This window comes from Rhizobium sp. 01N48 (assembly GCF_056399145.1).
In genome coordinates this window covers 65,835-92,439 of record NZ_JBFTQT010000013.1, presented here as the reverse complement: position 1 = coordinate 92,439, position 26,605 = coordinate 65,835, and the positions used below count along the sequence as shown (strand labels likewise).

The 26,605-nt window shown below is 62.3% G+C and carries 28 protein-coding genes, 1 other RNA gene and 1 riboswitch; of the genes, 11 read left to right on the top strand and 18 right to left on the bottom strand.

Annotated elements, in window-relative coordinates; genetic code table 11:
* Positions 1–7: 7 nt before the first annotated feature.
* The 9 genes from AC1DOG_RS21490 to tkt form a co-directional block, all read right to left on the bottom strand.
* Complete coding sequence (locus AC1DOG_RS21490; protein WP_477930917.1) at positions 8–1,366, bottom strand: voltage-gated chloride channel family protein; 1,359 nt, start codon at positions 1,364–1,366, stop codon at positions 8–10.
* A gap of 90 nt (positions 1,367–1,456) precedes the next feature.
* Positions 1,457–1,537: riboswitch (Fluoride riboswitch) on the bottom strand.
* 71 nt (positions 1,538–1,608) lie between these two features.
* A complete protein-coding gene (locus tag AC1DOG_RS21485) occupies positions 1,609–2,526 on the bottom strand; it encodes a PhzF family phenazine biosynthesis protein (protein WP_477930915.1) in 918 nt (305 codons plus the stop codon).
* Between the two features lie 158 nt (positions 2,527–2,684).
* Positions 2,685–3,581 (bottom strand): fructose bisphosphate aldolase, encoded by an 897-nt coding sequence (locus AC1DOG_RS21480; RefSeq protein WP_477930913.1) that lies wholly within the window; start codon positions 3,579–3,581, stop codon positions 2,685–2,687.
* 252 nt (positions 3,582–3,833) lie between these two features.
* Complete coding sequence (locus AC1DOG_RS21475; protein WP_112944902.1) at positions 3,834–5,036, bottom strand: phosphoglycerate kinase; 1,203 nt, start codon at positions 5,034–5,036, stop codon at positions 3,834–3,836.
* Positions 5,037–5,108: 72 nt separating this feature from the next.
* Entirely contained in the window at positions 5,109–6,959 is a 1,851-nt protein-coding gene (locus AC1DOG_RS21470) for a potassium/proton antiporter (RefSeq protein ID WP_477930911.1), read from the bottom strand.
* Positions 6,960–7,276: 317 nt separating this feature from the next.
* Complete coding sequence (locus AC1DOG_RS21465; protein ID WP_112944904.1) at positions 7,277–7,591, bottom strand: hypothetical protein; 315 nt, start codon at positions 7,589–7,591, stop codon at positions 7,277–7,279.
* 82 nt (positions 7,592–7,673) lie between these two features.
* Entirely contained in the window at positions 7,674–7,802 is a 129-nt protein-coding gene (locus AC1DOG_RS21460; protein ID WP_477930908.1) for a hypothetical protein, read from the bottom strand.
* Positions 7,803–7,990: 188 nt separating this feature from the next.
* Positions 7,991–9,001 (bottom strand): type I glyceraldehyde-3-phosphate dehydrogenase, encoded by a 1,011-nt coding sequence (gene gap, locus AC1DOG_RS21455; protein ID WP_111563323.1) that lies wholly within the window; start codon positions 8,999–9,001, stop codon positions 7,991–7,993.
* 72 nt (positions 9,002–9,073) lie between these two features.
* Complete coding sequence (gene tkt, locus AC1DOG_RS21450; RefSeq protein WP_477930906.1) at positions 9,074–11,047, bottom strand: transketolase; 1,974 nt, start codon at positions 11,045–11,047, stop codon at positions 9,074–9,076.
* Positions 11,048–11,407: 360 nt separating this feature from the next.
* On the opposite strand from tkt, the gene AC1DOG_RS21445 reads away from it, so the two are divergent.
* The 3 genes from AC1DOG_RS21445 to ssrS all read left to right on the top strand — a co-directional run bounded on the left by AC1DOG_RS21445 (position 11,408) and on the right by ssrS (position 12,320).
* A complete protein-coding gene (locus AC1DOG_RS21445) occupies positions 11,408–11,683 on the top strand; it encodes a DUF4164 domain-containing protein (RefSeq protein ID WP_018899664.1) in 276 nt (91 codons plus the stop codon).
* Positions 11,684–11,698: 15 nt separating this feature from the next.
* Positions 11,699–12,076 (top strand): cell division protein ZapA, encoded by a 378-nt coding sequence (locus AC1DOG_RS21440; RefSeq protein ID WP_477930903.1) that lies wholly within the window; start codon positions 11,699–11,701, stop codon positions 12,074–12,076.
* An 85-nt stretch (positions 12,077–12,161) separates the two neighbouring features.
* Positions 12,162–12,320: non-coding RNA, 6S RNA (gene ssrS, locus AC1DOG_RS21435), on the top strand.
* A 56-nt stretch (positions 12,321–12,376) separates the two neighbouring features.
* Here the strand turns inward: ssrS and AC1DOG_RS21430 are convergent.
* On the bottom strand, positions 12,377–12,835 hold the full coding sequence (locus tag AC1DOG_RS21430) for a hypothetical protein (RefSeq protein ID WP_477930901.1): 459 nt from the start codon (positions 12,833–12,835) through the stop codon (positions 12,377–12,379).
* A gap of 298 nt (positions 12,836–13,133) precedes the next feature.
* Between AC1DOG_RS21430 and AC1DOG_RS21425 the strand changes: the two genes are divergently transcribed.
* The 8 genes from AC1DOG_RS21425 (at position 13,134) to AC1DOG_RS21390 (ending at position 22,521) form a co-directional block, all read left to right on the top strand.
* The gene (locus AC1DOG_RS21425; protein WP_113008788.1) at positions 13,134–13,367 is read left to right on the top strand and encodes a hypothetical protein; all 234 of its coding nucleotides are present in this window, start codon (positions 13,134–13,136) and stop codon (positions 13,365–13,367) included.
* A gap of 11 nt (positions 13,368–13,378) precedes the next feature.
* On the top strand, positions 13,379–13,864 hold the full coding sequence (locus tag AC1DOG_RS21420; protein WP_477930899.1) for a hypothetical protein: 486 nt from the start codon (positions 13,379–13,381) through the stop codon (positions 13,862–13,864).
* Positions 13,839–13,982 carry a DUF1127 domain-containing protein gene (locus AC1DOG_RS21415; RefSeq protein WP_018899661.1) on the top strand — a complete coding sequence of 48 codons (144 nt, stop codon included), beginning with the start codon at positions 13,839–13,841 and terminating at the stop codon, positions 13,980–13,982. Before AC1DOG_RS21420 ends, AC1DOG_RS21415 begins: the two co-directional genes overlap by 26 nt.
* A gap of 177 nt (positions 13,983–14,159) precedes the next feature.
* The gene (locus AC1DOG_RS21410) at positions 14,160–14,747 is read left to right on the top strand and encodes an IMPACT family protein (protein WP_477930976.1); all 588 of its coding nucleotides are present in this window, start codon (positions 14,160–14,162) and stop codon (positions 14,745–14,747) included.
* Positions 14,748–14,968: 221 nt separating this feature from the next.
* A complete protein-coding gene (gene gnd, locus AC1DOG_RS21405; RefSeq protein ID WP_018899659.1) occupies positions 14,969–15,988 on the top strand; it encodes a phosphogluconate dehydrogenase (NAD(+)-dependent, decarboxylating) in 1,020 nt (339 codons plus the stop codon).
* A gap of 107 nt (positions 15,989–16,095) precedes the next feature.
* Positions 16,096–18,291 (top strand): mechanosensitive ion channel family protein, encoded by a 2,196-nt coding sequence (locus tag AC1DOG_RS21400; RefSeq protein ID WP_477930896.1) that lies wholly within the window; start codon positions 16,096–16,098, stop codon positions 18,289–18,291.
* A gap of 247 nt (positions 18,292–18,538) precedes the next feature.
* Positions 18,539–21,142 (top strand): bifunctional lysylphosphatidylglycerol flippase/synthetase MprF, encoded by a 2,604-nt coding sequence (gene mprF, locus AC1DOG_RS21395; RefSeq protein WP_477930894.1) that lies wholly within the window; start codon positions 18,539–18,541, stop codon positions 21,140–21,142.
* Positions 21,139–22,521, top strand: coding sequence for a virulence factor family protein (locus AC1DOG_RS21390; RefSeq protein WP_477930892.1), 1,383 nt, complete (start codon positions 21,139–21,141; stop codon positions 22,519–22,521). Before mprF ends, AC1DOG_RS21390 begins: the two co-directional genes overlap by 4 nt.
* A 97-nt stretch (positions 22,522–22,618) precedes the next feature.
* Here AC1DOG_RS21390 and AC1DOG_RS21385 read toward each other — a convergent pair whose 3' ends face one another.
* The 8 genes from AC1DOG_RS21385 to AC1DOG_RS21350 all read right to left on the bottom strand — a co-directional run bounded on the left by AC1DOG_RS21385 (position 22,619) and on the right by AC1DOG_RS21350 (position 26,601).
* Positions 22,619–23,182, bottom strand: coding sequence for a DinB family protein (locus tag AC1DOG_RS21385; RefSeq protein WP_477930890.1), 564 nt, complete (start codon positions 23,180–23,182; stop codon positions 22,619–22,621).
* Positions 23,183–23,235: 53 nt separating this feature from the next.
* On the bottom strand, positions 23,236–23,454 hold the full coding sequence (locus tag AC1DOG_RS21380; RefSeq protein ID WP_477930888.1) for a hypervirulence associated TUDOR domain-containing protein: 219 nt from the start codon (positions 23,452–23,454) through the stop codon (positions 23,236–23,238).
* A 48-nt stretch (positions 23,455–23,502) separates the two neighbouring features.
* Positions 23,503–24,543, bottom strand: a complete 1,041-nt coding sequence (ruvB, locus tag AC1DOG_RS21375; RefSeq protein ID WP_018899653.1) for a Holliday junction branch migration DNA helicase RuvB — start codon at positions 24,541–24,543, stop codon at positions 23,503–23,505.
* Positions 24,540–24,938 carry a PIN domain-containing protein gene (locus tag AC1DOG_RS21370; RefSeq protein WP_477930885.1) on the bottom strand — a complete coding sequence of 133 codons (399 nt, stop codon included), beginning with the start codon at positions 24,936–24,938 and terminating at the stop codon, positions 24,540–24,542. The genes ruvB and AC1DOG_RS21370 overlap by 4 nt, the downstream gene beginning before the upstream one ends.
* Positions 24,939–24,940: 2 nt before the next feature.
* Positions 24,941–25,231 carry an AbrB/MazE/SpoVT family DNA-binding domain-containing protein gene (locus tag AC1DOG_RS21365; protein ID WP_477930883.1) on the bottom strand — a complete coding sequence of 97 codons (291 nt, stop codon included), beginning with the start codon at positions 25,229–25,231 and terminating at the stop codon, positions 24,941–24,943.
* 66 nt (positions 25,232–25,297) lie between these two features.
* A complete protein-coding gene (gene ruvA, locus AC1DOG_RS21360; RefSeq protein WP_112944919.1) occupies positions 25,298–25,915 on the bottom strand; it encodes a Holliday junction branch migration protein RuvA in 618 nt (205 codons plus the stop codon).
* A gap of 25 nt (positions 25,916–25,940) precedes the next feature.
* A complete protein-coding gene (locus tag AC1DOG_RS21355; RefSeq protein ID WP_477930881.1) occupies positions 25,941–26,363 on the bottom strand; it encodes a type II toxin-antitoxin system VapC family toxin in 423 nt (140 codons plus the stop codon).
* Positions 26,341–26,601, bottom strand: a complete 261-nt coding sequence (locus AC1DOG_RS21350) for an AbrB/MazE/SpoVT family DNA-binding domain-containing protein (protein ID WP_113200094.1) — start codon at positions 26,599–26,601, stop codon at positions 26,341–26,343. The genes AC1DOG_RS21355 and AC1DOG_RS21350 overlap by 23 nt, the downstream gene beginning before the upstream one ends.
* Between the last annotated feature and the right edge of the window lie 4 nt (positions 26,602–26,605).

Genomic DNA, 26,605 nt, shown 5'->3' with positions numbered 1-26,605 from the left:
CATTTTGTCACTTCTCGACACCTTCGACAGCCGGCACCTTCCGCTCCTTGATATGGCGCAGCGAGACGCCTGGGGGGATTGTACCCATAGCGCGGCGTTTCGGGACGCCGAGGCGCTGGGCGAGATAGATGCTCGAATGGCCGCTGCAGAGATAGGCGAGGAAGCAGGCGACGGCGAGGTAGACGGCGTGAGTGGAGCCGAAGAGCTCGATGCCCATGATCATGCAGGCAAGCGGCGTGTTGGTGGCGCCGGCGAAGATCGCCACGAAGCCGAGCCCGGCGAAGAGATCAGACGGCGCGCCGAAGAGGGCCGCAAGCGCATTGCCGAGTGCGGCGCCGATGAAGAAGAGCGGCGTCACCTCGCCACCCTTGAAGCCGGCGCTGAGCGTGACGATGGTGAAGAGCGCTTTCCAGAACCAGCTCCAGTAATCGACGGCGCCGGGTGCGAAGAAGCCCGGTATCGTAGGATCAGCAGCGTCGGGCGACCAGACGCCGAGGCCGAGATAGGCACGGGTGCCGAGCAGATGGACGAGGCCGATCAGGATCAGCCCGGCCAGAACGGCGCGCAGCGGCGCGTAGGGCAGGAGCTTCTTGAAAAGTGCCGAGGCTGCGTGAGAGAGTTCGGCGAAGGATTTCGCGGCAAGACCGAAGATGACGCCGGCGATGGCGACTTTCGACAGCAGGATCGCATCGAGATGGAAGGAATTGGCTGGCGCGTCGGCGAGATAAGCGATGTGGTAGTGCGTGTGCTCGATGCCCCAGGCATGGCAGGCCCAGTCGCCGGTGACTGCGGCCATCAGGCAGGGGATCAGCGCTTCATACTGCATGCGGCCGATGGTCAGCACTTCGAGTGCGAAGATGGCGCCGGCGATCGGCGTGCCGAACACCGCGCCGAAGCCGGCCGCGATGCCCCCCATGAGGAGGATTTTCACATCGGCGGGCGACAGGCGGAAGAGCTTCGCCACGGCGCTGGCGATGCTGCCGCCAAGCTGCACCGCCGTGCCCTCGCGTCCGGCCGAGCCGCCAAAGAGATGGGTGGCGATGGTGGAGACGAGGATGAGCGGTGCCATGCGCAGGGGAACGCCGGCGCCGGGTTCGTGGATCTGGTCGACGATGAGGTTATTGCCGCCCTCGGCGGACTTTCCGAATGTCTGGTAGACCAAGACCATGAGGAAGCCGGCGGCCGGCAGGCCGTAGAGCAGCCAGGGATGATCGAAGCGGCTCCTGGTCGCAAGATCGAGTGCCCAGAGGAAGAATGCGCAGAGCGAGCCGACGACAACTGCCATCGGAACGATGACGGCGATCCACTTGCCGATGTCACGAAGCTGGCGAAGGCGGATGCCGAAAACGTCGGAAAAGGCGATCATAGTGCTGCCCCCTGATGATGGGCGGTATCGCCGGCGATGTGTGATGGAATGAAGACTTCGAACATGACTCTACCCTTTCGCGCGATGGCAAATGAAGTAGGAGTCATCGGCTTCGTCGGGGAAGCGGTTCAGCCTTTTCTGGCCTCGGCAGAATCCATTGCCGATAGCCAGTTTGATATCGCTTGCGCCGGATTGCTGTCAAGCGCGCCGGGGCGCGGATCCGTCCTGTTCAAGCGACATGATCAGCAGTCGATCACGCCGCGCATGACCTCGACGCAGGCGCCCGCGATCACAACGTCGGTGACCACGCCGCCGGTCTTCGTCACCTCGATGCCGATGAAGCTGCGGCGGCCCATTTCGACGCCCTGCTCGATGGTCAGCGATACCGTCATGTCGGGACCAGGCTCCAGCGAGACGAGGTAGGCGCCAAGGGCGGCCGAGGCGCTGCCGGTCGCGGGGTCTTCCGGGACGTTGTCGAGCGGTGCGAACATGCGGGCGCGGATGTGCCAGGGCTTGTCGGCCGAGCGGACGTATACGAAGAGCGAGAAGTCGTGATTTCCCTCAAGCGTCGGGGCCGCGGCATCGCGGAAGTAAGCGAGGTTGGGGCGGGCGCGGGCGAGTGTGTCGAGATCGGCGAGTTCGGCGACGACGAAGCTCAGGCCGACTGATGCCGTCAGTGGCTGGTGGATGCGGGTGCTGACTTTCGCGCTGTCGATGGCGATGCAGCGGGCGATGGTGTCTGTCGCGACGGTGTTGCCAGTCGATAGGGGCTTCGGTGCGCGGATCGCGGTCGAGGTCACGCGGCCTTCTTCGCGGCGCACGTCGACGGTGACCACGCCGGCCTTTTCCTCGAAGCGCATGACGTCGCCGACAGGCTTTCCGAAGATGTCGTCGAGATTGCCGAGCACATAGGCGGTGCCGACATTGGGGTGGCCGGCGAAGGGCACTTCCGTCGTCGGCGTGAAGATGCGCACGCGGGCGGTATTTTCGGGGTTCTCAGGCGGCAGAACGAAGGTCACTTCCGAATAACCGAACTCGGCGGCGATCTTCTGCATCTGATCATCGGAGAGGCCGCGCGCATCCGTCATGACAGCCAGCGGGTTGCCTTCGAAGCGGGTGGAAGTGAAGACATCGACGGTGGTGAAGGAAACGGCGGTCATTGCGTGCTCCGATGGTTCAGGAGCGCAATCAGTAGCTATCGCCGCCGGCTGGCAGAAGGGGAATTCTTGTCGCCGTGACAATCGACCGATGACGATGCATGGCAACAAAAAACCGGCCGCCAGAGTAGGCGACCGGTCGTTGAACTGCTGCGCGCGGATCAGGCCTTGTTGACGCTGGCGGCGTAGATCTCGTTGATCGTTTCGGCGAGGCTCGCGTCGAACTCCGCGTCGCTCATAGAAACGCGCAGGTTTTCCGTCAGCGCGCGCGAGAAGCTGGCGATCATGCCGTGGTTGTGGCTGAGCTTCTCGCAGGCGTCGGTGCGGCTGTAGCCGCCGGAGAGTGCGACGACGCGCACGACCTGCTTGTGGGCAACCAGAGGCGCGTAGAAATCGGCAACCGTCGGGATCGTCAGCTTCAGCACCACCTTTTCGCTCGCGGGAAGCAGGTCGAGCTGCTTGGCGATCTCGTCGCGAAGGATGGCCTCGGCCTCCTGCTTCGTCGGGCTCTTGATGGAGACTTCAGGTTCGACGATCGGAACGAGGCCGCTGCCGATGATCTGGCGGGCCACTTCGAACTGCTGCTTGACGACGGCTGCAATGCCTGACCGGTCGGCGCTTGCGATCACCGAGCGCATCTTGGTGCCGAAAATTCCCTTGTCGCGGCCGCGCGCGAGGAGCGTCTCCAGCTCAGGCATCGGCTTCATGATCTGGACGCCGTTTTCTTCAGCCGCCAGGCCCTTGTCGATCTTCAGAAGAGGAACGACGCCGCGCTTTTCCCAGAGATAGGAGGGAACCGGCTGGCCATCGACGTCGCCGTCCATGGTCCGCTCGAAGAGGATCGCGGCAATGATCTTTTCGCCGGTGAAGGCGGGCGCGGTCATGATGCGGACGCGCATGGCGTGCATCAGGCGGAACATCTCATCGTCGCCCTGGTAATCGCTGTCGGCAATGCCGTAGAGGCGCAACGCTGCGGGTGTCGAACCACCGCTCTGGTCCAGCGCTGCAATGAATCCTGGCGCCGAGCTGATCTTGTCCAACATCTTCGCGTCCACCATACTTCATTCCTTCTCTCGAACCGGCGCATCGCGTCCGGATTTTGCTCTTTGTCAAAGCCGATCGGCACTCGAATCTGCGATACCAGAAGAATTTTAAAAGGAAAATCCTGGGGTAAGCTATTGAAACGATTGAAATCGTTTCAAACGTTTGAAAGTTTAAAGTTGTTTTAGTTTCAACGGAAAGACCGCGAAAGCGCTGGCTCCCGCGGTCTTCAATGAAACAGTCCAAACAGGCCCAAAGCCCGGTTTGACTTACTTGGCCTTGGTGAGGACCTCTACACCAGGCAGAACCTTGCCTTCCATCCATTCCAGGAAGGCACCGCCCGCCGTCGAGACGTAGGTGAAGTCATCGGCAACGCCGGCGTGGTTCAGCGCCGAGACGGTATCGCCGCCACCGGCGACCGAGGTGAGCTTGCCGGCCTTGGTGCGCTCTGCCGCATATTGCGCGGCGGCAACAGTTGCCTTGTCGAAGGGCTCGATCTCGAAGGCGCCGAGCGGGCCGTTCCAGACCAGCGTGTTGGCGCGCTCGATCCAGGCCTTCACAGCTTCGACCGACTTCGGGCCGACGTCGAGCATCATGGCATCGTCAGGGATGGCGTCGATGGCGACGATCTCGTTGGCGGCGCCTGCCTTGAACTCGCGGGCGACGACGCCGTCTTCGGGCAGAACGATCGCGCAACCAGCGGTCGCGGCCTCGATCATGATCTGGCGGGCGGTGTCGGCAAGGTCATGCTCGCACAGCGACTTGCCGACGCTGGTGCCACGCGCGGCGATGAAGGTGTTGGCCATGCCGCCGCCGATGACGAGGGCGTCGACCTTCTTCACGAGGTTCATGAGGAGATCGATCTTGGTCGAGACCTTGGCGCCGCCGACGATGGCAACGACGGGACGAACCGGCTGGCCGAGGCCCTTTTCCAGCGCTTCCAGTTCAGCCTGCATGGTGCGGCCGGCGTATGCCGGGAGGTGACGGGCAAGACCTTCGGTCGAGGCATGGGCGCGGTGCGCGGCCGAGAAGGCGTCGTTGACGTAGATGTCGCCATTGGCGACCAGCGCCTTGACGAAATCGGGGTCGTTCTTTTCCTCGCCCTTGTGGAAGCGGGTGTTTTCGAGAAGCAGGATGTCGCCATCCTTCATGGCGGCCACGGCGCCGGCGGCTGCTTCGCCGATCACGTCGGTTGCCGTCTGCACGGGATGGCCGAGAACGGCCTCAACCGAGGGGGCGATCAGGGTGAGCGACAGGTCCGGCGAGGGGCCATCCTTGGGGCGGCCGAAGTGCGCGAGAAGGATAACCTTTGCGCCCTTCTTGGACAGTTCCTTGATGGTCGGGGCGACACGCTCGATGCGGGTCACGTCCGTCACCTTGCCGTCCTTTACCGGAACGTTGAGGTCGACGCGGACGAGAACGCGCTTTCCGGCAATGTCGTTAAGATCGTCGAGTGTCTTGAAGGAAGGCATTGGGAAATCCGTTCGTTTATTGCCTGAAAAGATGCGGGGACCATAGCAAGGATCATCGCGGACGCAAGGCGTTCAGCGCGGGTTTTCGTCGGCTTTTCCACCCGCCGCGGCGGCTGCCGCCTCCTTGTTCTTGCGGCTCTTGAAGCGCTCATGCACGCGGTCGATGATATCGCGCATATTGATGAAGATCGGCAGCGTCACGGCCGGCTCGACGGCCTCCAGCGACATGCCGATCGCGCTGATATGATCGTGGTCGTCGAGGTCGCGGACGATGAGGATGATGGAGCCGAGGCGCACGCGGTCGGCATATTCCGCCTTGCCGCCGAGACGCTGCTTCATCAGCTCCGCGATGGTCAGGCCCTTCTCGTTTTCGTTCAGCAGACCAGGGCCGTAGGCGGCGTCAAGATCGGTCGCCGGGCGACTCGGGGAGAGCGCGAAGGCGCCGAAGAAATCGGTGTCGTCTTCCTCCACCGGGACGCGGCTTGCGAAGAGCTTGTCGAGCAGGCGCGAATAGGAGGGAACGATGAAGAGATAGACGAGATCGTTCTCGCGCAGGCGGCCGGCATATTGATAGCGCATCGACTTGCCGTCGCGGATGACGAGCGAGGGTGTCGCCCAGCGCGGAATGCGCTCGCCGCGCAGCACGGGGCTATCCTTGACGACGCGGTAGGAGAGGAGTTCGTGGTTGGCAGCACCCGGCAGATCGACCTCCACCTTGTCGACGGCGCCGATGCGCGGCGGAATGATCAGGCCGAGTTTCTTGGCGACCGGCTTGATGGTCCAGCCCTGCACCAGCAGCGAGACGAGCACGATGATGAAGGCGGTGTTGAAGTAGACCTGGCCATTTTCCAGCCCACCGAGGATCGGCATGATGGCAAGCAGAATGGAGACGGCGCCGCGCAGGCCGACCCAGGCGACGAAGCCGATTTCCTGCTGCGTGTAGTCGAAGGGCAGCAGCGACAGCCAGATCGCCAGCGGGCGGGCGATGAAGATCAGGAAGAGCGCGAGCAGGACCGCCGGGATGGCGATCGCGCCGAACTGCGACGGCGTCGCCAGAAGGCCAAGCACCAGGAACATGATGATCTGCGCCAGCCAGGTCATGCCGTCCTGGAACCGCTTGATCGAGGCATAGCCAGGTAGCTTGCGGTTTCCGGCATAGATGCCGGCGACGTAGACCGCGAGGAAGCCGCTGCCGCCGACGGCGCCGGTGAACGAGAAGACCAGAAGCGCCAGCGCCAGAACGAAGATCGGCGTCAGGCCGCGATCGGTCTCGAGCCTGCCGACGATCAGCACGATCATCATGCCGCCGAGCAGGCCGAGGATGACGCCGAGGCCCATCTGCTGCACGAACATGGCGAGCATGCCGATGTTGATGCCGTGATAGCGCTCGCCCGATGCCAGGACCTCGACCAGCGCGATGGTGAGGAAGATCGCCATCGGGTCGTTGGTGCCGGATTCGACTTCGAGCGTCGAGCGCACCTTGTCGCGAATGTTGATGCCGCCGATGCGCAGCAGGAAGAAGACGGCGGCCGCGTCGGTGGAGGCGACGATGGAGCCGAGCAGCATGCCCTCGAGCCAGGTGAAGTTCAAAAGCCACATGGCGGCGACGGCAAACAAGGACGCCGTCATCAGCACGCCGACGGATGCCAGCGTTATCGAGGGTACCGCGGCGAGCTTGAAGGCCTGCACCGGTGTGCCGAAGCCGGAATCGAAGAGGATGATGGCAAGCGCGATCGAGCCGAGGATGTAGGCGAGGTAGTTGTTGGTGAATTCGATACCCAGGCCGTCGCTGCCGGCAAGCAGGCCGATGCCGAGAAACAAGAGCAGAAGGGGCGCGCCGAAGCGGAAGGCGAGCAGGCTGGAGAAGGCCGCAAGAAGCACGAGCGCCGTCGATACCAGTACGACGATGTAGAATGCTTCCATGCCCGAACCCCTTTATGCAAAATCAATCGCCGCAGTGTCGCCCCCCGTCGCATGCGGCTGTCTAAAACTATGGTATCGCGTCTCCAGTTCCCGTCCGATGCCTGCCAGTAAACGGCAAAATCCGAACGAAGGGTAGACCTAAAGGGCTATCCTTGCGCTTTGCTGCATCATGCTGCTGAGCGATCCGCCTAACGGCAAATCAAATGAACGGTTGGAGAGTGATCCTGAGTAAAGTGTAGGATCAAATCAGGCGAGAGCAGGGCAGAAATCGCTGCCCTGTCCTTTTCTTGGACAATCGTCCTGTATTTCTTTTGGCCTTACGCCTCTTCGTCGCCGTCGTCTTCATCCGCGTCCGAAATCGGGATGAGGAAGACAACGAATTCGTCGTCGATGGTGCGCGAGGGATCGTCGTCGAACTCGTAGGCGTGCTCGACTTCGCTCGCCTCATCCGGGGTCGCCTTGCGCAGGGTGAGCGGCGCCTTGCCATCCCATACCGGCTTGCCTTCCGTCTCGAGCACCGTCAGATCCTCGCGGAAATCCTCGGCCTCGATGAAGTGCTTGGCGTCTTCGGCGTTTTCCGAGCGGAAACTCGCGATGGCTTTGCCCGATATCTCGATGGTGAAATAATCCATTGAATTCTCTTTCGTTTCGCTGATGTCTAACATTATGGTGTTCGTTCGCGCCACGCCAGCCCCGCAGCCGCCGTGCGTGCAATTATCGCGGTCCCATCAGTCGCGAGGAGGAGGCGAGCAGCGGCTGGCCCTTGGCAAGCTGCTTGGAGCCGCCGCCGCCGACAGTCAGGCTGAGCACACCGGCGATCATGACAAGTAGGATTGCCAACATCAGGATTTTCATGGGTGGTTCGCTCGTTGTCGGTTCGGCGTCTCGTTGCGCGACCGCGTTGCAGCTGTGAGCGAATTTACCGCATTCGGCTGGATGTCGGCAAGCGCGTTTGGCCGCCTTGGTGCTTCCTAACAAACGAAAAGCGGCCCGGTTTCCCGAGCCGCTTTCCGAAATCGATATCGCTAACCTTAGATGGTCTTGGCGAAGGCGACAGCCGTGTCCGACATGCGGCTCGAGAAGCCCCACTCGTTGTCGTACCAGGACAGAACGCGCACGAAGTTGCCTTCCATGACCTTGGTCTGGTCGGAGGCGAAGATCGAGGAGTGGCTGTCGTGGTTGAAGTCGCGCGAAACCAGCGGCTCGTCGGTGTAGCCGAGGATGCCCTTCAGCTTGCCGTTCGAGGCAGCCTTGATGGCTTCGTTGATTTCGGCAACCGAGGTGGCCTTCTTGGCAACGAACTTGAAGTCGACGACCGAAACGTTCGGGGTCGGAACGCGGATCGAGGTGCCGTCGAGCTTGCCCTTGAGGTGCGGCATGACGAGGCCAACGGCCTTTGCTGCACCCGTCGAGGTCGGGATCATGGACAGGGCTGCGGCGCGGGCGCGGTACAGGTCCTTGTGCATGGTGTCGAGCGTCGGCTGGTCACCCGTGTAGGAGTGGATCGTGGTCATGAAGCCATGATCGATGCCGACGAGATCGTCGAGAACCTTGACGACCGGCACGAGGCAGTTCGTCGTGCAGGATGCGTTGGAGATGACCAGGTGTTCCTTGGTCAGCTGATCGTGGTTGACGCCGAAGACGACGGTCAGGTCGGCACCGTCGGCAGGAGCCGAAACGATGACGCGCTTGGCGCCAGCCGTCAGGTGAGCGGCAGCCTTGTCGCGCGAGGTGAAGATGCCGGTGCATTCCATGGCGATGTCGATGCCGAGTTCGGCGTGAGGCAGCTGTGCCGGGTCGCGAACAGCGGTAACCTTGATCGGCTTGCCGCCGCCGACGGTGATCGTGTCACCTTCGACCTTCACTTCGGCCGGGAACTTGCCGTGGATCGAGTCGTAACGCAGCAGGTGCGCGTTGGTCTCGACCGGGCCGAGGTCGTTGATGGCAACGACTTCGATGTCCGTGCGGCCGGATTCAACGATGGCGCGGAGAACATTGCGGCCGATACGACCGAAGCCGTTGATGGCAACCTTTACAGTCATGTGTGTCTCTCCCGAGAGTAGGGCTTGGTTTATAAGCAAAGAGGAGCGCCCTGAGGCGCTCCTTGTATCAGATCAAAGCTTGGCTTCAACTGCGGCGACGACGGCTTCCGTCGTGATGCCGAACTTCTTGAAGACATCCTTGGCAGGACCCGAAGCGCCGAAGCCCTTCATGCCGATGAAGGTGCCTTCCGGTCCGATGAACGCATCCCAGCCTTCGCGAACGGCGGCTTCGACGGCGATCTTGATCGGCGACTTGCCGAGGATCTCGGCGCGGTAGGCATCCGGCTGCTCGAAGAACAGTTCGGTCGAGGGGACCGAGACGACGCGGACGGTAACGCCCTTTTCTTCAAGCGTCTTGCGGGCGGCAACGGCCAGCTCGACTTCGGAGCCCGAAGCGAAGATCGTCACCTTGGCGTCGGCATTGCCCGCCAGCGTGTAGGCGCCGAGTTCGCAGAGGTTCTTCTCGCTGTATTCGGTACGAACCGTGGTGAGGTTCTGGCGGGTGAGCGCCAGGCCCGACGGACGGTCCTTGGTGTTCAGCGCGATCTGCCAGCACTCGGCGGTTTCGACGGCGTCGGCCGGGCGGAACATCATCAGGTTCGGGATGGCGCGCAGCGAGGCCATCTGCTCGACCGGCTGGTGGGTCGGGCCGTCTTCGCCGACGCCGATCGAATCGTGCGTGAGAACGTGGACGACACGGATGCCCATCAGCGAAGCGAGGCGGATCGGAGGACGGCAATAATCCGAGAAGATCATGAAGCCGCCGCCGTAGGGGATCAGACCGCCGTGCAGAGCGATACCGTTCATGGCCGACGCCATGCCGTGCTCGCGGATGCCCCAGTGCATGTAGCGGCCGGCGAAGTCCGTCGGCGTGATCGAATGCATCTGGCTGGTCTTGGTGTTGTTCGACGGCGTCAGGTCGGCGGAGCCGCCGATCGTCTCGGGCAGGAAGCCGTTGATGACTTCAAGCGCGTCTTCCGAAGCCTTGCGGGTCGCAACGGTCGGCTTGGTCTCGGCGAGCTTCTTCTTGTAGTCGCTGATGGCGGCGTCGAAGCCCTGGGGCAGGTCGCCCGCGAAGCGGCGGGTGAACTCGGCCTTGGTCGCTGCCTTTTCGAGGCGGCCTTCCCATGCCTTGACGGCTTCAGCCGAACGCGTGCCGGCGGCGCGCCAATCGGAGAGAACGTCGTTCGGGATGACGAAAGGTGCGTATTCCCAGTTCAGCGCCTTGCGGGTGGCGGCGATTTCCTCGGCGCCGAGCGGCGAACCGTGAACCTTGTGGCTGCCCTGCTTGTTCGGGGCGCCGAAGCCGATGACGGTCTTGCAGGCGATGAAGGTCGGCTTGTCGGACTTGTGGGCTTCTTCGATGGCTGCTGCAATCGCAGCCTGGTCGTGGCCGTCGACTTCGATCGTGTGCCAGTGAACAGACTTGAAGCGCATGATCTGGTCGGTCGAATCCGACAAGGAGACAGCGCCGTCGATGGTGATCGAGTTGTTGTCCCAGAAGAGGATGAGCTTGTTGAGCTTCAGGTGGCCGGCGAGCGCGATGGCTTCATGGCTGATGCCTTCCATCAGGCAGCCGTCGCCGTTGATCACGTAGGTGTAGTGATCCTGCAGGTCGGCGCCGAATTCCTCGCGCAGCTTGCGTTCGGCGATCGCCATGCCGACGGCATTGGCAATGCCCTGGCCGAGCGGGCCGGTGGTGGTTTCGATACCCGTGGCGTGGCCGTATTCCGGGTGGCCGGCGGTCTTGGAGCCGAGCTGGCGGAACTGCTGGAGGTCATCGACCGACATGTCAGGGTAGCCGGTTAGATAAAGCAGCGAGTAGAGCAGCATCGAGCCGTGGCCGGCCGACAGCACAAAGCGGTCGCGGTCTGGCCAATGCGGCTTCAACGGGTCGAACTTCAGATACTTCGAGAACAGGACGGTGGCGACATCGGCCATACCCATCGGCATGCCCGGATGGCCGGAATTCGCCTTCTCGACTGCATCCATTGAGAGGAAACGGATCGCGTTTGCCATCCGGTCGTGTTGTTCAGGAGAAATCATCGCTATTCCGCTTGTTCCGGGGTGTCGGGGGATGGCCTCAAGCCTGCGGAGACCATCAATGAGAGCGGGTGCACAAATAGCAGTTGGAGCAGGCAAGTCAATAAATCGAAGCCCTAATAGAGGGGTCGGAATGACGATTTTTGACATTTGACCAACGATTTTAACAAAAGTTGACAGGCGTGTGACAGAGGCGCTGAGGAGGCCGTCGACGGAGTTGCCGATTTCAGTCATCCACAACTAGCTCGCCTGCCGCCCTTAGGCCTTTATTGACGGGCAGTTGGCGAGCTGCATATCCTTTTGAAAACATCGCGTCGGGCCTCATTACCGATTCGCGGGTCTTGCGCGGGGAACCGGAAAGACATGACATCCACAGGCAACAGCATCGATGCAGCGCTCCTCGAGCTCCGGCAGGCGATTTCGGCGCTCGACAGCGCCGTCGACGCGCGGATCGAGCGGCAGCGCGAGACGGGCGAGATCGAGGGCGAGGTTCGCCGCGTGCATGCCGATCGCTCCAAGCTGGCGCAGGAACTCGATCAGGCGGAATTCCGCGCGAACCGGCTGGAAGAGGTCAATCGCGAGGTCTCGCGCCGTCTGGTGACGGCGATGGAGACGATCCGTGCGGTTCTCGACCGCTAATAAAGGGCTTAGGACATGGCGCAGGTAACGGTAACGATCGACGGCAAGGCCTATCGCATGGCCTGCGAAGAGGGGCAGGAAGACCACCTGACCGATCTCGCCACCCGTTTCGACCGCTATGTCGGCCATCTCAAGGATCAGTTCGGCGAAATCGGCGATCTCCGCATCACCGTCATGGCCGGCATCATGATCATGGACGAGATTTCGGAACTGACGCGGCGCGTCGCAAGCCTTGAAGATGAGCTGAAGAGCCTGCGCAGCAACCGCGACACGGTGCTCGCCGCAACCAGCCGCACCGAAGAGAGCATCGCTGCCGCCATCGTCGAGGTCAGCAGCCAGTTGCGCGGGATCACCGACAAGCTGAATGGCCGGGCGCCGGCTGCGCTGAACTAAGCGGGCTCAACTAGCGCCTTGAATTAAATCCGGGACGCTTGCGTCAGCCTCTGGCGCGCGTCATGGATCGGTCTTATATAGCAGTTGCGATCTGCGCCTCTCGACAGGAACCACAATCCCTGGGGCCATACTCGATCCAAAGGGAGCTGTCCCTGGCCAGGCCCGTGGGCTTGGACATATGGCGCCCACCTACGTTTGTAGGCACCCAGGATCGTAAACCTCCATCGGTTGCCGCGGATCGCACTCTTCCTTCCCATCTCCCGCAATCGTATCGCGCTTCGAGCGCCCTGGTATCAGGCGCTATTCAGCGCCGTTTTCCTTCATGCAGGTCGTCAGCGCGGCAAATGCCTCCTCCGTGCCCGTCAGCGGCAGGATGACGTCGATGCCGTTGGCGGTGACGGTCAGTTCCTTGCCCGAGGTCAAGGCGGTGACGGCCGCAGCATCGTTCGGAACGTCGATCGTCACGGTCTTGTCGCTGTCGGCCGTCGAGGAGAAATCCGCGGCGGCAGCCCCATCCACCGACCATGTCCCGTTGACGCGCTCACCCTTGGCGATCGCGAAGGCGTCGGCATTGGCAAACAGCGCCAGCTTGTCGCCGACGGCGAGGTAGCCGATGCCGGTGTGGTTGTTCTGGGCAAGGCAGCCGATGAACGTGTCGCCATCCGTCATCGGGGTGACGCCGAAATCGGCGGCTCGGGTGGCTGCGACCGGGAGCAGGGTGGTGGTTAAGAGCGTGGCCGCGGCGAGGATATGCTTCATGTGACGTCCTTGTTGCGTGGGTGCTGGCACGGCCGCCTGATGTCGCGCATTCGATCACGCCGGCGCGCTTCTACTGCCGTATGCCGGGTTTGCTGGCAATGGGGGAAAGGCTCGACACGACCGTTCGGATTGATTGGCACTAGCTTTCAGGCGCCAAAACGTCTTTCTGTCGACTCGACGCATGACCGCCACTCGTCATGCGCTTTAGCTTTGCCACTATCTGAACCAGAGGTCATCAGTGACACAATTACTATCCAACTCGATCGCCGCGCTTTCTGACGAATGCCGGAACAACGCCTTGACCGTACCATCCGAGGAGGGGGCGGCCGAGTACGCTGGTGCGGTCAACGGACTTTGCGACGCACTGGACAATTTGGCTGAAGAAGCACTTTCACGGCATGTCTATCTTTCGGAATTCACCGAGCTTCTGAACGAGCTTGTCGAGCTTTCGGCCGGCCCATCGCACGCTCTTCTCGCTGCCGTGCAAAGCGCTTTCGCTGAACAGGGGCCACCCGACGAACCCGCTCGGTAAACGCCGGCAATATGGCATGGTCGCTGCGGTTTCGTGGCGACCATGCGGCTCCTCGTGAGCCTCTCGCGGACCGTCTGGCGCAGCGTCGCAGGCCTGCGAATAAAGCATGCGCTGAGCGCACGGGATGCTTTTCGGATTTTTCTCACGCAGAAATCGGTGATTTTCCGAATCATGAAGCCCATATCCGTCGATTAAAACGGTTAAAACACTTTAACGATTGTGGTCGAGCCGATCGTCATGCCGCGAAATCGGGCGAAATCGCCGCAAAATGGCGTTTTCCTAAAACGTTTACGGCTTTTCTGAGGGCAAAAATATTAAGCAGCACGGTTTTAGTTATGCGCTTTATGCATGGGTGTTCTGATGCTTTAGCGCTGTTCGTTGTCGGCCTTCATGCATATATTCGCATCAACAGAGAGACACGGGCAGCAAACACGCTGCCAAGCGCTGAAAGCCCTAGGAAAGGGGATCATCATGAACGTAGCACGCTCCTTCAATAACTGGCGCAAGTATCGTCAGACCGTTAGCGAACTCGGCCGCATGTCCAACCGTGCGCTGAACGACCTCGGTATCGACCGCTCCGAGATCCAGCGCGTTGCTCGCGACGCCACTCGCTAACAAGCGATCGCTGCTCTTCACGAGCAGATAGATTTCAAACGCCCGTTGCTTCCAGCTGCGGGCGTTTTGCTTTTGTGGCCTTTGATTTGCAAGCGGGGCTGGGATTTGCGAGCGGGGCTTGGGCTTCAAGCCGGTTTTGCTTGCGAAGCGCGCGGTGCTGGCGATATGGCAATGGCCATGTTTTCACTCACCCGCACCGAGACCCTGGAGCAGATCGTCAAGAAGAGCCGGTTTCTGGCCGTCGCGGCGCCGATCGGCTCCGAAGACGATGCCCGGGCGTTTCTGGCGGAGCACGGCGATCCCGCCGCCAACCATAATTGTTGGGCGTGGCGGATCGGCCAGAATTATCGCTTCAACGATGACGGCGAGCCGAGCGGCACCGCCGGCAAGCCGATCCTGCAGGCGATCGACGGGCAGTCGCTCGATCGGGTAGCAGTCGTCGTTACCCGCTGGTTCGGCGGCGTGCTGCTTGGAACCGGTGGCCTGATCCGCGCCTATGGCGGTACGGCCGCCGCGTGCCTCAGGGCCGCGGCGACGATCGAGCTGGTCGCGACCGTCGAGGCCGAGATCGCGGTGAACTTCTCGGATCTGGCTTTGGTGAAGGCGCGGCTTGCGGGCTCTGCCGGCGTGCGCGTCGTGGCCGAGGTGTTCGTGGATGCGGGTGCGCTGCTGACGCTTTCCGTGCCGGAAGCGGTGTTCTCCGAGACCGCGCGGATGCTCAGCGATGCCACAAGCGGGCGCGTTATTCTTGCGGTGCAGCAATGAGCCGCAGCCTTATTGGCGGTTTGCGGTTGACATTCGAAATATTTTTTTAGTTTCCAGATTCGGCGGAAGGCCTTGCGGGCTCGCGGTTCTCGCGTTCAGCAGAGCGATATGCGGCGGCGTTCCCGCTATTGTGACGGAGACTTCGCTTGCGTGCTGCAGTGCGAGTGATAGGTATTCGCGCATAATATCGATTAGATTCTCAATTCTCAGGAGATTATGAGATGCAGCTTGGCATGGTTGGCTTGGGCCGTATGGGCAGCTTCATGGTCCAGCGCTTGATGCGTGATGGCCATGAATGCGTGGTCTATGATGCGAAGACGGAAAGCGTGAACGATCTGGTCGGCAAGGGCGCCATCGGCAGCGCCTCGCTGGAAGAGTTCGTTTCGAAGCTTTCGCGTCCGCGCGCCGTGTGGCTGATGCTGCCGGCGGCCATCACCGACAAGGTGATCGCGCAGATCACGCCGCTGCTCGACAGCGACGATATCATCATCGACGGCGGCAACTCCTACTATCATGACGACATTCGTCGCGGTGGCGAGCTGATCACCAAGGGCCTGCACTATGTCGACGTCGGCACCAGCGGTGGCGTCTTCGGTCTCGAGCGTGGCTATTGCCTGATGATCGGCGGCGAAAAGGCCGTGGTTGAATCGCTGTCGCCGATCTTCAAGTCGCTGGCGCCTGGCGTCGGCAATGTCGTTCCTTCGGCGCATCGTCCCGACCAGGCCGGCAGCACGGCTGAGCAGGGCTACCTGCATTGCGGCCCGCATGGCGCCGGCCACTTCGTCAAGATGGTGCATAACGGCATCGAATACGGCCTGATGGCGGCCTACGCCGAAGGCTTCAACATTCTGAAGCGCGCCAATATCGGTGCCGACAATCATGAAGTCGATGCCGAGACGGCGCCGATCGCGCATCCTGAGCACTACCAGTACGACTTTAATCTGCAGGACGTCGCCGAAGTGTGGCGTCGCGGCAGCGTCATCACCTCCTGGCTGCTCGACCTGACCTCGGATGCGCTGCATGCGGATCCCGCGCTCGGCGCCTATGCCGGCCGCGTTTCTGACTCTGGCGAAGGCCGCTGGACGATCATGGCCGCCATCGACGAAAGCGTTCCGACGCCGGTTCTGAGTGCCGCGCTCTACAGCCGCTTCTCCTCGCGCGACAATGATGAGTTCGCCAACAAGGTGCTCTCGGCCATGCGCGCCGGCTTCGGCGGCCACGTCGAAAAGCCGAAGGCGTAAACCATTCAGCAATAATGGTTATCCAAGCCCGCGCAGCCACAAGCTGCGCGGGCTTTTCTTTCCCGCGCTTCAATATAAGCTACGCTATATATATTGGAGGGGCTGGCATGGGTCTGGGGTTTGGTGCGCTCATCATGAGGCGGCTTCTGCCGCTCCTTGCATTTGGCATGATCGTTTCGAGTGCCGCGGCACAAACGCCGGCGGCAACACCCAGCCCGACACCGGCAGCGCCGCCGCCCGCCGAAGTGCGGCAGATGCTGCAGCTCATGGAGACGCCCGCCGTCAAGCAATGGATGGCGACGCAGGCGCAGACGCAAAGCCCAACGGCTCAGGCTCCGGCAGGGCGGGCCCCGGCGGCAGCGCAGCCGGCGAGCACCCCGGCACAACCGGCAGCACCCGGCGGCGAGATGTCCGGCGAGCAGATGTCGGTGCTTTCCGATTTTCTCGGCCATGCCCGCCGTCACTTCGATCTCGTCTCCGGTGCCGCGATGACGCTGCCGGATGAAGTCGAGAACGCATCTGAGATCGTCGAGCGCGAGGTCCGGCCGAGTGGTTGGGCATTCGTGACCATCGAGTTGCTGGCGCTGTTTCTGGCCGGGGTGGTGGCGGAACTCCTGTTCAGGATGATCGTGCCGCGCCCGCGCGTCAAACTCGAGGATGGCGCGGTCGTCACGGTCGCACACCATGCGGCGAACAATCTGAGCTACCGTATCGTGCCGGCGCTGGTGTTCTGCGTCGCCACGCTCGTACCGCTCGTGCTCTTCAACTGGCCGCCGATCACGCAATCGCTGGCGATCGCTGTCGCCATCGCGCTGATCGTCTCGCGCGTCACCATCTCGGTCGGCCGCCTCATCGTGGCGCTGGTAACGCTGCCGCATGTGGGTGGCGAAAGGGACGTCTCGCGCGCAACCGCGATGTTCTGGTTCAAGCGCAGCTGCGTCTTCATCATCTATTTCGTGTTCGGCTGGGTGCTGATCCAGCTGATGGCGCCGCTCGGTTTCTCGCCGGGGTCGCGCTATCTCGTCGGCTATACGCTGGGGCTCGGGCTGCTGGCCATCGCAACCGAAGCCGTGTGGTCGCGCCCGGCAGAGGAGGGGCAGAAGAGCACGACGGCCTCCTGGATGCTGACCATCTATTTCGCGGCGCTCTGGCTGCTATGGGTGGCGGGCTTCAATCTGATCTTGTGGATCGGCATCTATCTCGTGGCGTTGCCGCGCGTTTTGCAAGTCTCCACGCTTGCGGTGCGGGCGCTGCACAAGGCCGAGGCCGGGTTCCTTGCCAAGAAGCGGATCGCGGCGGTGCTGCTCGATCGCGGCGTGCGCGCCGTCATCATCACCATCGCGGCCCTCTGGCTTGGCCGTATTCTCGGTTTCGCGGCCGACCGGATGGCGGCGGGCGAGACGATGATCGACCGGATCGTGCGCGGTTCCGTCGGCGGCATCGTCATCCTGCTTGCCGCCGATCTGCTCTGGCATCTGGCGCGCGCCTATATCAACGGCAGGCTGGAGGACTCGCCTCTAGAGGGCTCGATCAACGATGAGGAGAAGGCAAGGCGGGCGCGGCTGCAGACGCTGCTGCCGATCTTCCGCAATATCCTCGCCGTCGTGATCGCCGTCATCGCCGTGCTGATGGTGCTCTCCGGCCTCGGCGTCGAGATCGGGCCGCTGATTGCCGGTGCCGGTGTTGTCGGCGTCGCGGTCGGCTTCGGGGCGCAGACCATCGTCAAGGATGTGATCAGCGGCATGTTCTATCTCTGGGACGATGCCTTCCGGGTCGGTGAGTATATCGAGAGCGGCAGCCACAAGGGCGTGGTGGAGGCGTTCAGCCTACGCTCCGTGAGATTGCGCCATCATCGCGGACCGTTGACGACGGTGCCGTTCGGCGAGCTCGGGGCGGTCAAGAACCTCAACCGTGACTGGACGATCGACAAGATCACCCTGAACGTCACCTACGACACCGATCTCGTGCTGGCGAAAAAGGTGATCAAGCAGATCGGCCAGAAGCTGCTCGAAAACCCCGATTACGCGCCTCATATCATCGAGACGATGAAGATGAAGGGCGTCGAGCAGTTCGGCGAGTTCGCGATCGTCATCCGGCTGGCGATGATGACGAAGCCGGGCGAGCAGTTCGTCATCCGCCGCAACGCGCTGGCGATGATCCGCACGGCCTTCAAGGAAAACGGCATCGAGTTCGCCGTGCCGACGCTGCAGGTGTCGAGCGAAACCCATGATGCCGACGCCAATGCGGCTGCTGCGCGCTACGCCGCGCAGAAGAACAACCCGGGCGCGGAGCCGGCGGCTTAGCCGGCATGCTGGCATCCCCGGATGCCGGTATCAGCCACCTAGGGCTTTAAGCTTACGAAAATACAATATTCAAACCCCTGTCCCCGCGCCAAAAATGCCCCAATTGGGGATGAAGCAGGCGTCGTTAAGCGGCATTGGGGTAGTGTTGGCATGTATTTGCGGGCTTGCGTCCAAGAACTTACATGCAGGTTATGTTAGATGTCCAAGACATGATTCCCGCTAATATGTAGGTTTACGACGGTTCGTAATGTCGAAGCACGCCAATTTGGAAGAGATTGAAGTTATAGAAGAATCGGGCATCTCGCGATTTTTCAGCCGGTACCGGACGCATCTGACGGCGCTTGCGACGCTGGCCGTGTTCTGCATGGTCGGTTTTGCGATCGAGCAGCTGACGACCGAGGTGCGCTACGACGACGTGGTGCAGGCGCTGGCCGACACCAAGATCAGCTCGATCGTGCTGGCGCTGTTCTTCACGGCGCTGAGCTTCCTCGCGCTGGTGTTCTACGACGTCAACGCCATCGATTACGTGGGCAAGAAGCTGCCGTTCCCGCAGGTCGCGCTGACCGCGTTCGCTGCCTATGCCGTCGGCAACACGGCGGGCTTCGGCGCTCTGAGCGGCGGCGCCATCCGCTACCGCGCCTATTCGAGGCTCGGATTGACGCCCGAGGATATCGGCCGCGTCATCGCTTTCGTTACCATCGCCTTCGGCCTCGGCCTGGCCGGCGTCGGCTCCATCGCGCTTCTCGCCATCGCCGACGAGATCGCGCCGCTCATCGATGTCAGCAGCTGGGTTTTGCGTCTCCTAGGCGGATCGATCGTGCTGGTGCTGGCGGCGGGCGTCGTGCTCGGCCGTGGCGGTCGCGCGGTCAGCATCGGGCGCTTCTCACTGCGGCTGCCTGATTCCGCCACATGGTCGCGTCAGTTCCTGGTCGCCGCCTTCGATATCGCGGCGTCTGCTACCGTTCTCTACGTTCTCCTGCCGCAGACGGCGATCAGCTGGCCGGTCTTTTTGGCCGTCTATGCGATTGCAGTCGGTCTCGGCGTGCTCAGCCATGTGCCGGCCGGTCTCGGCGTGTTCGAAACCGTCATCATCGCGGCCCTTGGCAGTGCGGTGAATATCGATGCCGTGCTCGGCTCGCTGGTGCTCTACCGCCTGATCTATCACGTCGTGCCGCTGCTGCTTGCGGTTCTGGCGGTCTCGGCGACCGAGCTTCGCCGCTTCGCCGACCATCCCGTCGCCTCCGGATTCCGCCGGATCGGCATCCGGCTGATGCCGCAGCTTCTTTCGGCGCTGTCGCTGCTGCTTGGCGTCATGCTGATCTTTTCGAGCGTCACGCCGACGCCGGACTCCAATCTCGAATTCCTTTCCAACTATCTGCCGCTGCCGATCGTGGAAGGCGCGCACTTCCTGGCGAGCCTTGCCGGACTGGCGCTGGTCGTTGCCGCGCGCGGTCTTGGCCAGAAGCTCGACGGCGCATGGTGGATCACCATCTTCTCGGCCGCCGCGGCACTGATGCTGTCGCTGCTGAAGGCCGTGGCGCTGGTCGAGGCCGCTTTCCTCGCCTTCCTGATCTTCGGCCTGTTCGTCAGCCGCCGCCTGTTCCGTCGCCGCGCCTCGCTGCTTAACCAGACGCTGACCGCGTCGTGGCTGACGGCGATCGCCGTCGTCTGCGTCGGCGCCGTTGTCATCCTGCTCTTCGTCTATCGCGACGTCGATTACAGCAACGAGCTATGGTGGCAGTTTGAATTCGCCGACGAGGCGCCGCGCGGTCTGCGCGCCGTGCTTGGCATTACCATCATCTCGACCGCCATCGCCGTATTCAGCCTGCTGCGGCCGGCAACGACCCGGCTTGAGCCGGCAACCGACGAGGCGCTGGAGCGCGCTGTCGATATCGTCGAGAACCAGCGCTACGCCGACGCCAATCTGGTGCGCATGGGCGACAAGAGCGTGATGTTCTCCGACAAGGGCGACGCCTTCATCATGTATGGCCGCCAGGGGCGTTCGTGGATCGCGCTCTTCGATCCGGTCGGCGACCGCAGCGCCATGCCGGAACTCGTGTGGCGTTTTGTCGAGACAGCGCGCGCCGCCGGCTGCCGCGCGGTGTTCTACCAGATCTCCCCGGCGCTGCTTTCGCACTGCGCCGATGCGGGCCTGCGCGCCTTCAAGCTCGGCGAGCTCGCTGTCTCCGATCTTTCGACCTTCGAGATGAAGGGCGGCAAATGGGCGAACCTACGCCAGACCGCAAGCCGCGCCCAGCGCGACGGGCTGACCTTCGAGGTGATCTCGGCGGAAGACGTGCCTGATGTGATGGACGAGCTGGCGGCGGTTTCCGATGCCTGGCTTGCCGACCATAACGCCAAGGAGAAGGGCTTTTCGCTCGGTGCGTTCACGCCCGACTACATCCTTGCGCAGCCGGTCGGCATCCTGAAGCTCGAGGGCAAGATCGTCGCCTTCGCCAATATCCTGATCACCGGCGCCAAGGACGAAGGGACGATCGACCTGATGCGCTTCTCGCCGGATGCGCCCAAGGGCTCCATGGACTTCCTGTTCGTGCAGATCATGGAATATCTGCGCGCCGAGGGTTTCTCGCACTTCAACCTCGGCATGGCGCCGCTTTCGGGCATGTCGAAGCGCGAGACGGCGCCCGTTTGGGACCGCATCGGCAGCACCGTGTTCGAGCACGGCGAGCGCTTCTACAACTTCAAGGGCCTCAGGGCCTTCAAATCCAAGTTTCATCCTCAATGGCATCCGCGCTATCTTGCGGTGTCCGGAGGAGGCAATCCGATGATCGCTTTGATGGACGCGACGCTCCTGATCGGTGGCGGATTGAAAGGGGTCGTGAGGAAATGATGAAAAGACACATTCTGGCCGCCGCCTGTGCGCTGGCGCTCTCCATTCCCGCCGCACATGCGGCCGACGAGACGACGCAGGAGTTCGAGACCGGGCTCATCCCGTCGCCGCACATCTTCCTGCCTGACGGAGACGTCAAGGGCGCCGTGATGCTGATCTCTGACGCTGGCGGTTGGGGCGACAAGGAGAAGACGGAAGCCGACCGGCTGGTGGGCGAGGGCGCCGTTGTCATCGGCGTCGATTTCCCATCCTACATCGATGCTCTGCGCAAATACGACGTCAGCGACAATGACGGCTGCATCTATCTGGTTTCCGATATCGAGTCGCTCAGCCAGCAGGTGCAGCGCGCCGCCGGCAACAGCCCTTATCACCTGCCGATCGTGGCTGGTATCGGCGAGGGCGGGGCGCTGGCGCTGGCAATCGCCGCGCAGACGCCGGATGCGACCATCGGCCAGACGTTGGCGATCGATCCGCTCGCGGGTATTCCGCTGACGCAGCAGCTTTGCACGCCGGCCAAGAAGAAGACCGTCGGCGACCGGATGATCTATGGCCTCAGCGACATCGCGCTGCCCGATCCGATCATCGTCGCCTTCACACCCAATGCCGACAAGGACGGCCGCGCGCATGCGGACGAGCTGAAGAAGGCGCATTCGGACATCGACATTCGCGAAGTCCAGGATGATGCGCAAACGACGCTGAGCAGCACGCTTGACGACCTGATCGCCGCATCCGGCAATGCCGACAATCCGCTTGGGTTGCCGCTGACGATCCTCGACGCCAAGCCCGCCTTCGACACGATGGCGATCATCTATTCCGGCGATGGCGGCTGGCGCGATATCGACAAGGAAGTGGGTGCGGCGCTGCAGAAGCAGGGTATTCCCGTGGTCGGCGTGGATTCGCTGCATTACTTCTGGTCCGAGCGTAAGCCTCAGGAAACCGCCGACGATCTCGGCAAGATCATCGAGCTCTACCGCAAGCAGTGGAAGGTCAAGCATGTTCTCTTGGTCGGCTATTCCTTCGGCGCCGACGTCGTCCCGGCCGCTTTCTCACGGCTGAAGCCGGCTGCCAAGAGCGCCGTTGCACAGATCTCACTTTTGTCGCTGTCGCACGAGGTGGATTACCAGATCTCCGTCATGGGCTGGCTCGGCGCCAAGACCGAAGGCGCCGGTGGCGACCCGGTGGCCGATCTGAAGGCCGTCGATCCGAAGATCGTCCAGTGCGTCTACGGCAAGGAAGATGACGACGAGGTTGCCTGCCCGGATCTGAAGGACAGCGGCGTCGATGTCATCGCGCTCGCCGGCGACCACCACTTCGACGAAAACTACGCGCTGCTCAGCAAGACGATCATCGACGGGCTGAAGGCGCGGCTGCAGGATTAAAGCAGTTCCGCTTTTCTTCGAATCGCGGACTGCTCTACTCTTTTGTTCTCACGCAATTCCGGACGGAAAACCGCTTCGCACTTTTCCTGGAATTGCTCTAGTCCATAATCCGTGCTTCGCTCCATCCGAGGGCGGCGATCTCGTCGCCCCGGAACCTGGCGTCGTCGGCGACGATGAATTCATCGAGCTGCGGCGGCTTCACGCTGGTGCCCGCCAGCATGGCATGCACCTGGCCGCGATGATGCGTCTGGTGCTGGAAGAGATGAGCGAGCACATCCTCCATCCGCTCCCGCTGGATACGTTCGCCGCGATGGATCTCGACGGTCGAGACCAGCTTCTGAGGAGAGAGCGCTTCGGCGAGCGTCACCAGTCTCGCATCGACGGATTTCTGCTCGGCAGCAAGGCTTGCGATATCAGGGCAGGGCTCCTCGACCGCCCAGGCTTTTGGCCCCAACGTGCCGCCCTCCAGCGCATCGACATAAAACCAGTCCACCGTCAGGATATGGTTCAGTGTCGCCTTGATGGACGGGAAGAAGCTGACGCGCGGCGCTTCGAACTCGCCGGGCTGCAACAGCGCGCAGGCCATGTGCAGGCGATGATTGGCGAGCGCGTTGTTATAGGCGAGCTTGCGGAAGGATCGGATGGGGTCGAAAGCCGTCACGGCATGTCCTCCTCGTTGCATGGGCTGGATCATGCAGGCGCTTTACGCCGCCGTCAGCCGGATTTCTTCAGCTCAGAATGGCTCTTCAGCACCTTGCCGCCGTCTTCCTGCTCGATCAGATAGGCCGGCTCTTCGCTGCTCGCCTTCCGCTTGACGACCGCACCTTCGATCGTGCGCTCGACGTCGTCGGTGAAGCTCTCTTTGATCTTGCCGGTCCCGGTGCCCTTGCCCCATTTCCATTCGACATCAGTGCCGATGCGGTACTTCTGCATGACGATCTCCTTTCGAGATGCCAATGCGCGAAGCGGGGTAGGGGTTCCTTAATCGTCCTGCTGGAACAAGCGGAACTGGGCGGCCTCGAGATCCTTCGGCGGCTGCATGCCGAGATGCTTCCAGGCGGTGGCTGTCAGCACGCGGCCGCGTGGGGTTCGCTGAATGAAGCCCTGCTGGATCATGTAGGGTTCGATGATATCCTCGATCGCGTCGCGCGGCTCGGACAGGCCGGCGGCGATCGTCTCGATGCCGACGGGGCCGCCGCCGAAATTCACCGCGATCATGTTGAGATAGCGCTTGTCGAGCTGATCGAGGCCGAGATTGTCGACCAGCAGGCGGGTCAACGCCTCGTCGGCGATCTCGCGGGTGACGGCTTCGGCTCTCGCGACCTCGGCGAAATCGCGGACGCGACGCAGCAGACGGCCGGCGATGCGGGGGGTGCCACGGGCGCGGCGCGCGATCTCGCGGGCGCCTTCGTCGGTCATCGGCAGGTTCATCAGCCGGGCGCCGCGGCGCACGATCAGCTCCAACTCGTCGACGGTGTAAAAGGACAGGCGCACCGGGATGCCGAAGCGGTCGCGCAACGGCGTCGTCAGAAGGCCGAGGCGGGTGGTGGCGGCGACCAGCGTGAACTTCGACAGGTCGATCTTCACAGAGCGGGCGGCAGGGCCTTCACCGATGATCAGATCGAGCTGAAAATCCTCCATCGCAGGATAGAGGATTTCCTCGACGGCGGGGCTCAAACGATGGATTTCGTCGATGAAGAGCACGTCGCGCTCCTCGAGATTGGTGAGCAACGCCGCCAGATCGCCGGCCTTGGCGATGACGGGGCCTGACGTCGAGCGGAAGTTGACGCCGAGTTCCTTGGCCATGATCTGCGCCAACGTCGTCTTGCCGAGGCCGGGTGGGCCGACGAAGAGGACATGATCGAGCGCCTCGCCACGGTTCTTCGCGGCCTCGATGAAGATCTTGAGATTGGCACGGGCTTCCGCCTGGCCGGTGAACTCGTCGAGCGACTGCGGCCGCAGCGTCGCGTCGAAATCCTCGCCGCGTTTTTCCGGGGTGATGAGGCGGGCGGTGTCGGTCATGCGAGAAGTTCCATTCCGGGGACGCGGGATGCGGCTTTTCTATCGAATGTTTTGATCGCTGCACATCCTTCCTGCAGCGAACGTGCGGCAATCAGCGCGTCGGCAAAGTCGGCATTCTCAGTCAACACCAGCCGTAGCGCTTTCACAACCAGATCATGATGTTCCACGACAAGTCCGCGTGTCCTGAGGAGGCTTTCGATTGCCTTGACGGTGTCCTGCTTGGAGAAGCCGAGCTTTGCCCAAAGCGCCCAATTGAGTTCGAGGACCGCGACCAACGGGAGAAATGCCATGTAGTCTCGGCCCAACCCGTCGGCGAGCTTCAGGGCGGCGCGGCGCTGCCGTGGATCGTCGTCGGTCAAAAGGCGGATGACGACGTTGGTGTCCAGTCCGATCATTTTCATGCTGCGACATCAGGCTTGCCGTCGGCGTCGGCTATGTCTAGCGCGTTGGCGCCGGCAGCGGCTGCGACCGCTGCATCTATCTCGGCAAGGGTCGCGGGGCCATTCGGCGCCGCTCCCAGCAGGCCGGCAAGGTCCTTGAAATCGATGTTCTTGGGCGTGACTATCACCTCGCCGTCAACCATGCTGTAGACGAGCTGATCTCCGGGGCGCAGATTGAGGGCTTCACGCATCTCCTTCGGGATGGTGACCTGTCCCTTGGCAGACAATGTTGCTTCCCAAACAGTCATAGATCGCTCCTTGTCTTGCGGTCGGACGATAGCAGGAATTTCCGACAAATTCAAAATCGTCGGAATTTACCGCGACAACTCCTTCAACCCCAGCCGGATCAGCTTGGCGCTGTCTGCGCCTTCTCCCGCCGTCTTCATTGCGGCGGCAACGGCGTTGGCGGCCTGGTCTCTGCTGTAGCCGAGGTTGGTGAGGGCCGAGACGGCGTCGGCGACAGGGGCGGAGGCGACGCCTTCGCCGAGTTCCTGCTTCAGGCCGATATTGGCGGATGCCTCGCCGGCGAAGGCGGGTGCCTTGTTCTTCAACTCGGTGACGATACGGACCGCGACCTTGGGCCCGACGCCGTTGGCGCGGGAGATCGACGTCTTGTCCTGCAGGGCGATGGCGTTGGCGAGTTCACCCGGCGTCAGCGTCGAAAGCACCGCAAGGGCGACCTTGGCGCCTACGCCCTGGACGCTCTGCAGCAGGTTGAACCATTCGCGCTCAAGCGCGGTCATGAAGCCGAAGAGCTTCAATTGGTCTTCGCGCACATAGGTCTCGATGAAGAGAATACAGGCCTCGCCCACCGAGCCGATGCGCGACAGGGTGCGCGCCGAGCAATGGGCGACGTAGCAGACGCCGTGCACGTCGACGAGCACATAGTCGTCGCCGATTTCGTCGATGGTGCCTTTGAGCTTGCCGATCATGTTTGGTGGTCCGCCGGTTAAGAGTTCAGATGGGATGGGTTTCGGGCGTGATGAGGTCGAGCGCCGGGAAGTAGGCCCTGTAGCGTCCAGGATCGCGGGTCAGCAGGCGATGGGAGCGAACGGACGCGTGCGCGCCGATCAGGAAATCGGGCAGGGTGCGTTCACGCGCGCCGCCGGCGCGGCGGTAGGAAAACTGCGCCTTACCTGCCTCGAAAGCAGCCTCATAGGAAAGCGCCTCGCGCTTCAGGCCCAGCCAGCCGAACGCCAGATTGATTTCCAGTTCGCTCAACGGCGATGCGGAAAGCTCCGACCAGATCACGGGATTGATGACCAGTTCGCCTTCTTCGTGGCAGCGCTTCAACGCGGACAGCGACCAGGTCCTGAAGACTGTTGCGGGGCCGAGCACGTCGATCAGCACGTTGGTGTCAATGACGGTCGAGATCTTCACGCGGTCCCCGCAGCCATTCCATATATTCGTCCGTGGTCATGCCTTGGGTGTCGAACGTGCCCTCGACGCTTTTCGCCCATTCCTCGAAGCTCTGGATTTCGGCCTTGCTGTCGCCGATCTTCACCAGCATCGCGCCCTGGTCGGAAATGACAAAATCCACCTCCGACCCCGGGCCGATGTTCAACCGGTCGCGGATCTCCTTGGGGATGGTCACCTGGCCTTTTTCGGTTACACGCATGGTA

Bases quoted from the DNA above. Each gene is read 5' to 3' on its own strand.
- AC1DOG_RS21490 (WP_477930917.1), bottom strand. From the start codon at position 1,366: ATGATCGCCTTTTCCGACGTTTTCGGCATCCGCCTTCGCCAGCTTCGT.
- AC1DOG_RS21485 (WP_477930915.1), bottom strand. From the start codon at position 2,526: ATGACCGCCGTTTCCTTCACCACCGTCGATGTCTTCACTTCCACCCGC.
- AC1DOG_RS21480 (WP_477930913.1), bottom strand. From the start codon at position 3,581: ATGGTGGACGCGAAGATGTTGGACAAGATCAGCTCGGCGCCAGGATTC.
- AC1DOG_RS21475 (WP_112944902.1), bottom strand. From the start codon at position 5,036: ATGCCTTCCTTCAAGACACTCGACGATCTTAACGACATTGCCGGAAAG.
- AC1DOG_RS21470 (WP_477930911.1), bottom strand. From the start codon at position 6,959: ATGGAAGCATTCTACATCGTCGTACTGGTATCGACGGCGCTCGTGCTT.
- AC1DOG_RS21465 (WP_112944904.1), bottom strand. From the start codon at position 7,591: ATGGATTATTTCACCATCGAGATATCGGGCAAAGCCATCGCGAGTTTC.
- AC1DOG_RS21460 (WP_477930908.1), bottom strand. From the start codon at position 7,802: ATGTTGGCAATCCTACTTGTCATGATCGCCGGTGTGCTCAGCCTGACT.
- gap (WP_111563323.1), bottom strand. From the start codon at position 9,001: ATGACTGTAAAGGTTGCCATCAACGGCTTCGGTCGTATCGGCCGCAAT.
- tkt (WP_477930906.1), bottom strand. From the start codon at position 11,047: ATGATTTCTCCTGAACAACACGACCGGATGGCAAACGCGATCCGTTTC.
- AC1DOG_RS21445 (WP_018899664.1), top strand. From the start codon at position 11,408: ATGACATCCACAGGCAACAGCATCGATGCAGCGCTCCTCGAGCTCCGG.
- AC1DOG_RS21440 (WP_477930903.1), top strand. From the start codon at position 11,699: ATGGCGCAGGTAACGGTAACGATCGACGGCAAGGCCTATCGCATGGCC.
- AC1DOG_RS21430 (WP_477930901.1), bottom strand. From the start codon at position 12,835: ATGAAGCATATCCTCGCCGCGGCCACGCTCTTAACCACCACCCTGCTC.
- AC1DOG_RS21420 (WP_477930899.1), top strand. From the start codon at position 13,379: ATGGCATGGTCGCTGCGGTTTCGTGGCGACCATGCGGCTCCTCGTGAG.
- AC1DOG_RS21415 (WP_018899661.1), top strand. From the start codon at position 13,839: ATGAACGTAGCACGCTCCTTCAATAACTGGCGCAAGTATCGTCAGACC.
- AC1DOG_RS21410 (WP_477930976.1), top strand. From the start codon at position 14,160: ATGTTTTCACTCACCCGCACCGAGACCCTGGAGCAGATCGTCAAGAAG.
- gnd (WP_018899659.1), top strand. From the start codon at position 14,969: ATGCAGCTTGGCATGGTTGGCTTGGGCCGTATGGGCAGCTTCATGGTC.
- AC1DOG_RS21400 (WP_477930896.1), top strand. From the start codon at position 16,096: ATGGGTCTGGGGTTTGGTGCGCTCATCATGAGGCGGCTTCTGCCGCTC.
- mprF (WP_477930894.1), top strand. From the start codon at position 18,539: ATGTCGAAGCACGCCAATTTGGAAGAGATTGAAGTTATAGAAGAATCG.
- AC1DOG_RS21390 (WP_477930892.1), top strand. From the start codon at position 21,139: ATGATGAAAAGACACATTCTGGCCGCCGCCTGTGCGCTGGCGCTCTCC.
- AC1DOG_RS21380 (WP_477930888.1), bottom strand. From the start codon at position 23,454: ATGCAGAAGTACCGCATCGGCACTGATGTCGAATGGAAATGGGGCAAG.
- ruvB (WP_018899653.1), bottom strand. From the start codon at position 24,543: ATGACCGACACCGCCCGCCTCATCACCCCGGAAAAACGCGGCGAGGAT.
- AC1DOG_RS21370 (WP_477930885.1), bottom strand. From the start codon at position 24,938: ATGATCGGACTGGACACCAACGTCGTCATCCGCCTTTTGACCGACGAC.
- AC1DOG_RS21365 (WP_477930883.1), bottom strand. From the start codon at position 25,231: ATGACTGTTTGGGAAGCAACATTGTCTGCCAAGGGACAGGTCACCATC.
- ruvA (WP_112944919.1), bottom strand. From the start codon at position 25,915: ATGATCGGCAAGCTCAAAGGCACCATCGACGAAATCGGCGACGACTAT.
- AC1DOG_RS21350 (WP_113200094.1), bottom strand. From the start codon at position 26,601: ATGCGTGTAACCGAAAAAGGCCAGGTGACCATCCCCAAGGAGATCCGC.